The organism is Candidatus Hydrogenedentota bacterium (genome assembly GCA_016791475.1).
Lineage (GTDB): Bacteria > Hydrogenedentota > Hydrogenedentia > Hydrogenedentales > JAEUWI01 > JAEUWI01.
The window spans coordinates 1-765 of record JAEUWI010000196.1; the positions used below are offsets into that span (position 1 = coordinate 1).

The window sequence follows — 765 nt, forward strand, 5'->3', positions numbered from 1 at the left end:
GAGGGCAATATACTCTCGCGTGCTCTGGCTTGTTGTTTCTGGGTAGTCAAGCAAAACTCGTTCACGATAGGTAATGAGCCCCCAGTTTTCCATGGCGCCGCTGCTGAAGTCGGGCAGGGCGACGTGGTCGGCCTTGGCCAGGGGGTAGGGCACGCCAAAATAATCTTCGAAATACTCTATGCTGCGGGTGGCAGCATCTAGCGCAAAATCGAGCGAATTAGCTGGCTGTGCGGCTGTTGCCCAGACGTTTACATTTACGCCAGATTTTGTTTTGGCAGTTTTACGGTGCATATCACCAGTGACAAACGCCAACAGATAAGTAGACATCCTCGGCGTCGGCTCGAAGGTAGTCTGTAGTCTGTAGTCTGTAGTCTGTATTCCTTGGTCTGTACTCTTGTCTCTTGACTCTTGTCTCTTGACTCTCTGCTGCGTAGCAGCGGGCGTATTCCCAAGAACCTGCACGCCATCCTGTGTAATAAGCGTAAAATCAAACACGGCCTTAGCTTCGGGTTCGTCTATACACGGGAATGCCTCACGGGCATGATGGCTTTCAAATTGAGTCGCAAACAGTTTTTGCTCTTGCCCCTCGGCGTCTTTCCAATAACACGGGTAAATGCCCGTCATGCCGTTGGTAATCGGTGCTTCAAAGCTCATTTCTACAGTGTACTGCCCAGGATAGACCATTTCTACGGTATGTATACGCACTTCGTGTAGTGACTTCTGATGGTTAATGCGCTTAACTGTGAGTTCGCGTTCGCCCCTTTT

General features: G+C 50.5%; 1 protein-coding gene. It reads right to left on the reverse strand.

The window, feature by feature from the left end:
• A partial coding sequence (locus JNK74_28665; protein MBL7650158.1) for an aminopeptidase occupies positions 1–765 on the reverse strand: 765 nt, incomplete at both ends.